Below are 3,886 nucleotides of genomic sequence, written 5' to 3' on the forward strand. Positions count from 1 at the left end.
AAAAAATCTGACAGTCCCGTCTGGCGCCGCTTCTGCGCTTCTACAACGGATAGTGCTTGAGCTCCCGCGCAATCAACATCCGCTGAATCTCGCTCGATCCCTCATAAATCTGCGTAATCCGCGCATCTCGGTAATACCGCTCCACCGGGTAATCCTCCAGGTACCCATACCCACCATGCACCTGGATCGCCTTGGAACACACACGCTCGGCCATCTCCGAGGCAAACAGCTTGGCCTGCGAAGCTTCGCTCAAGCAGGGCTTGCCCGCACTGCGCAAGCGCGCCGCATGCAGGATCAGCAAGCGCGCCGCATTGATCTGCACCTGCATGTCGGCCAACAGGTTGGCAATGCTCTGGTGTTCGTTGATTGGCTTGCCAAACTGGATGCGGTCGCGTGAATACACCAGCGCCGCCTCGAACGCCGCACGCGCAATCCCCAGCGCCTGCGCCGCAATGCCGATGCGGCCACCCTCAAGGTTGGACAACGCAATCGCCAACCCCTTGCCACGCTCGCCCAGCAGGTTGGCGGCAGGGATACGGCAGTTGTTCAACGTCACCGCACAGGTATCCGATGCACGAATACCCATCTTGTGTTCACTGCGGTCCACCACAAAGCCCGGGTTGTCGGTCGGCACCAGAAACGCCGACAGGCCTTTCTTGCCCAACTCCGGATCGGTCACCGCAAACACGATGGCCAATCCCGCGCGCCGTGCATTGCTGACGAACTGTTTGGACCCGTTGATCACCCACTCATCCCCCACACGCTCAGCCCGCGTACGCAGGTTGTGCGCCTCGGAACCGGCCTGCGGCTCGGTCAGGCAGAAGCAACCGATCACCTGGCCAGTTGCCAGGCGCTCCAGCCACGTCTGCTGCTGTTCAGCGCTACCATAGGCGAGCAGGGGGCCGCAGCCCACCGAGTTGTGAATGCTCATCAGCGCACCGGTGGCGCCATCGCCTGCGGCAATCTCTTCCACGGCCAGCGCATAGGCCACGTAGTCGGTGTAGCTGCCACCCCACTGCTCGGGCACCACCATGCCCAACAACCCCAGTTCGCCCATCTTGGCGACCACGCCATCGTCGATCCAGCCAGCCTTTTCCCAGGCCTGGGCATGCGGCGCGATCTCGCCACGGGCGAAGTCGCGCGCCATATCGCGGATCATGATCTGCTCTTCAGTCAGTTCCAGGTCTTGCATGTGCGTACTCCGACCTTTACAGGCCCTCGAAGAATTGGTCCACCCGCGCACGCGACAGCGCAGCGACGCAGGCAGGGTTCCACTGCGGTTGTTTGTCCTTGTCGATGATCAGGGCGCGCACGCCCTCGATCAGGTCGCCATGCTCGAACCACTGGCGGTCCAGGTGCAGCTCCATGGCAAAGCAGTCCTCCAGGCTCAGCTGGCGGCCGCGGCGCAGCATTTCCAAGGTCACGGCCATTGCCAGGGGCGAACGAGTGGCCAGCAGGTCGGCGGTCTTGAGCGCCCAGTCACGGCTGTCGGCAACCGTGACCGCCTGCAACTGCTCCATGATGCTCGCCACATCGGGCAGCGCAAAGAAGTGGTCGATGGCCGGACGCAGGGTGGCCAGTGGCGGGTTGTCGAGGGCCTGGGTGCCGAGCTTGGCCAGCACGCCCTGCAGGTCCTTGAGCGGGTGATCACTCCATTTGAGGCTGTCGAGCCGCGCGTCGAGGGCGCTGAGCCGGCCGCTCTCCACGTACCAGTCGGCGAGCCCACAGTACAGCGCATCGGCGGCGTGTATCTGTACGCCGGCCACCCCCAGGTAAACGCCCAGTTCACCGGCAATACGCGAAAGGAAATAGCTGCCGCCAACGTCCGGGAAGTAGCCGATGCCGGTCTCGGGCATCGCCAGGCGGCTGCGCTCGGTGACCACCCGCAGTTCGGCGCCCTGGGCCAGGCCCATGCCGCCGCCCAGGGTAAAACCATCCATCAGCGCCATCACTGGCTTGCGATAATGATGAATGCACAGGTCCAGCGCATATTCCTCGACGAAGAAATCGCGATGCAGGCTGTCACCTGCCTTGAAGCTGTCGTACAGCGAACGGATATCGCCCCCGGCGCAGAACCCCTTGGGGCCTTCGCCGCGCAATACCACGGCGCGCACGTCCGTGTCGATGGCCCAGGCATCGAGTTGCTGCTGCAACTGACGCACCATGGCCAAGGTCAGCGCATTCAGGCCAGCGGGGCGGTTGAGGGTCAAGTGACCGATATGATTGCGGACCTCGGCCAGTACGTTGGTATCGACCGGAGAGTGAGCTTGCGCGGTCATCGCTGTCTCCCTGCTTTGTTATTGATTTTCCACATGATTTGAAGCGACGTGGACGCGTGTTCAAGGATTGTCGGATCGTAACAGTGCAATTTTGCCTGTGACAATCGGCAAAACTGCAGCGCCAATCTGCATTTTTGCATCATGGGCACGACCATTGGCACGCAGTATTGCCACTTAAGCCTTGTGACACCCGCGCACACGGGATTAGTTCCCAGGTTTCGGGCCCTGGCTGCCGCGCCAAAGCAGCAGCAGCTTGCATCCAAGGCAGCGTAGGGCCGTCGGCACGGTCTTTCGATAATCGCCTTCGACAACCGTCCCCCGTTTGCGGAGAGCGTCATGCACAACAATAACAATGCCAATGCCCGTTTCCTGCCCCTGCTGGCCAGCCTTGCCGCGCTGGGCCTCAGCCCCTTGGCCCAGGCCGAGATAATGCTGTACGACAAGGACCAGACGACCTTTTCCACCGACGGCTACATCAATGCCTTCTACGTCAACAGTGACGTCGACCGTGCCGGTGAGCAGTACGACCGGCGCCAGTCGCGGGTGAAAATGGGTTTCTTGCCCAACTACCTGGGCTTCAACATGACGCGCCAGGTGGATGACCTCAAGCTCGGCGGGCGCGCCTCGTTCTGGGTGACCATCAACGACAGTGAAACCAACGGCACCGATACCGCCATCGACGTGCGTCAGTTCTACGGCACGGTGGGCAACCCCGGTTGGGGCGAAGTGCTGATCGGCAAGGACTTCGGGCTGTTTGCCCGCTCCAACATCCTGCTTGACGAGTTGCTGGCCGGCTATGGCCAGGTCAGCGATACCCTCGGCCTGGTGGACGGTGGCGGCGTGTCGTTCGGCAACATTGGCAGTGGTTACCCGTACCCGTTCCCGACCTCGCAGATCACTTACCGCACCCCATTGATGGACGGCCTGCGCGTAGCGGTGGGCATCATGGACCCGGTCGACACCAACGATGATAGTGCGGTGGGCAAGGCCTACCAGGAAAACCCGCGTACCGAGAGCGAAATCACCTACCAGTTCGACCTGGGTGGCGCGAAGATCTACAGCTGGCTCAACGGCAGCTACCAGACCTCGGACAACACCGACAGCAGCGTCGAGTCGGTGACCTCCAAGGGCGTAGGCTATGGCGTGCAGGCGAAAATGGGGGCGTTCTCACTGACCGGTTCCGGGTTCACCGCCAAGGGCATCAACCCGTTCTTCACCAACAACGCTGGCGAAGCGACCTTGCGCGAGGTGGACAGCACCGGCTACCTGATGCAGGGCTCCTACAAATTCGGCAAGAACCGCGTGGCGTTGTCGTATGGCAAGACCAAGGATGATGGCAACGGTGCGGTGAACACCGGGGCCGACTATGAAACCCGTGGTATTGCGTTGTTCCGTGACATCAACGCCAACCTCACGCTGGTGGCCGAGTACAACCAGTTCGAGATCAATGGGCATGAGGGGGATAGCCAGAACGAGGATACGGATACCTTGGCGTTGGGTGCTGTCTTGACCTGGTAAACAGGGCTGCCTCCTTTTGGCGAGACTCTGTTGGCCCCACCATGGCCTGAGGTCGGACCACCAAGGCTGACCACGCCGATCTGTCAGGC

At 61.8% G+C, this 3,886-nt stretch carries 3 protein-coding genes; 1 reads left to right on the forward strand and 2 read right to left on the reverse strand.

The genetic code is table 11. The features are described 5' to 3' along the window. Positions 1 to 40 precede the first annotated feature (40 nt). Together G3436_RS07420 and G3436_RS07425 are read right to left on the reverse strand one after the other, a co-directional pair. A complete protein-coding gene (locus G3436_RS07420; RefSeq protein ID WP_163943060.1) occupies positions 41 to 1,192 on the reverse strand; it encodes an acyl-CoA dehydrogenase family protein in 1,152 nt (383 codons plus the stop codon). Between the two features lie 16 nt (positions 1,193 to 1,208). Further along, on the reverse strand, positions 1,209 to 2,279 hold the full coding sequence (locus G3436_RS07425; RefSeq protein WP_163943063.1) for an enoyl-CoA hydratase/isomerase family protein: 1,071 nt from the start codon (positions 2,277 to 2,279) through the stop codon (positions 1,209 to 1,211). 336 nt (positions 2,280 to 2,615) lie between these two features. Between G3436_RS07425 and G3436_RS07430 the strand changes: the two genes are divergently transcribed. Further along, on the forward strand, positions 2,616 to 3,797 hold the full coding sequence (locus tag G3436_RS07430; protein WP_163943066.1) for a porin: 1,182 nt from the start codon (positions 2,616 to 2,618) through the stop codon (positions 3,795 to 3,797). Positions 3,798 to 3,886 lie beyond the last annotated feature (89 nt).

Origin of the sequence: Pseudomonas brassicae (genome assembly GCF_010671725.1) — a bacterium.
GTDB lineage: Bacteria > Pseudomonadota > Gammaproteobacteria > Pseudomonadales > Pseudomonadaceae > Aquipseudomonas > Aquipseudomonas brassicae.

Excerpts from the sequence above, each read along its gene's own strand:
- G3436_RS07420 (WP_163943060.1), bottom strand. The coding sequence starts at position 1,192 with ATGCAAGACCTGGAACTGACTGAAGAGCAGATCATGATCCGCGATATG.
- G3436_RS07425 (WP_163943063.1), bottom strand. The coding sequence starts at position 2,279 with ATGACCGCGCAAGCTCACTCTCCGGTCGATACCAACGTACTGGCCGAG.
- G3436_RS07430 (WP_163943066.1), top strand. The coding sequence starts at position 2,616 with ATGCACAACAATAACAATGCCAATGCCCGTTTCCTGCCCCTGCTGGCC.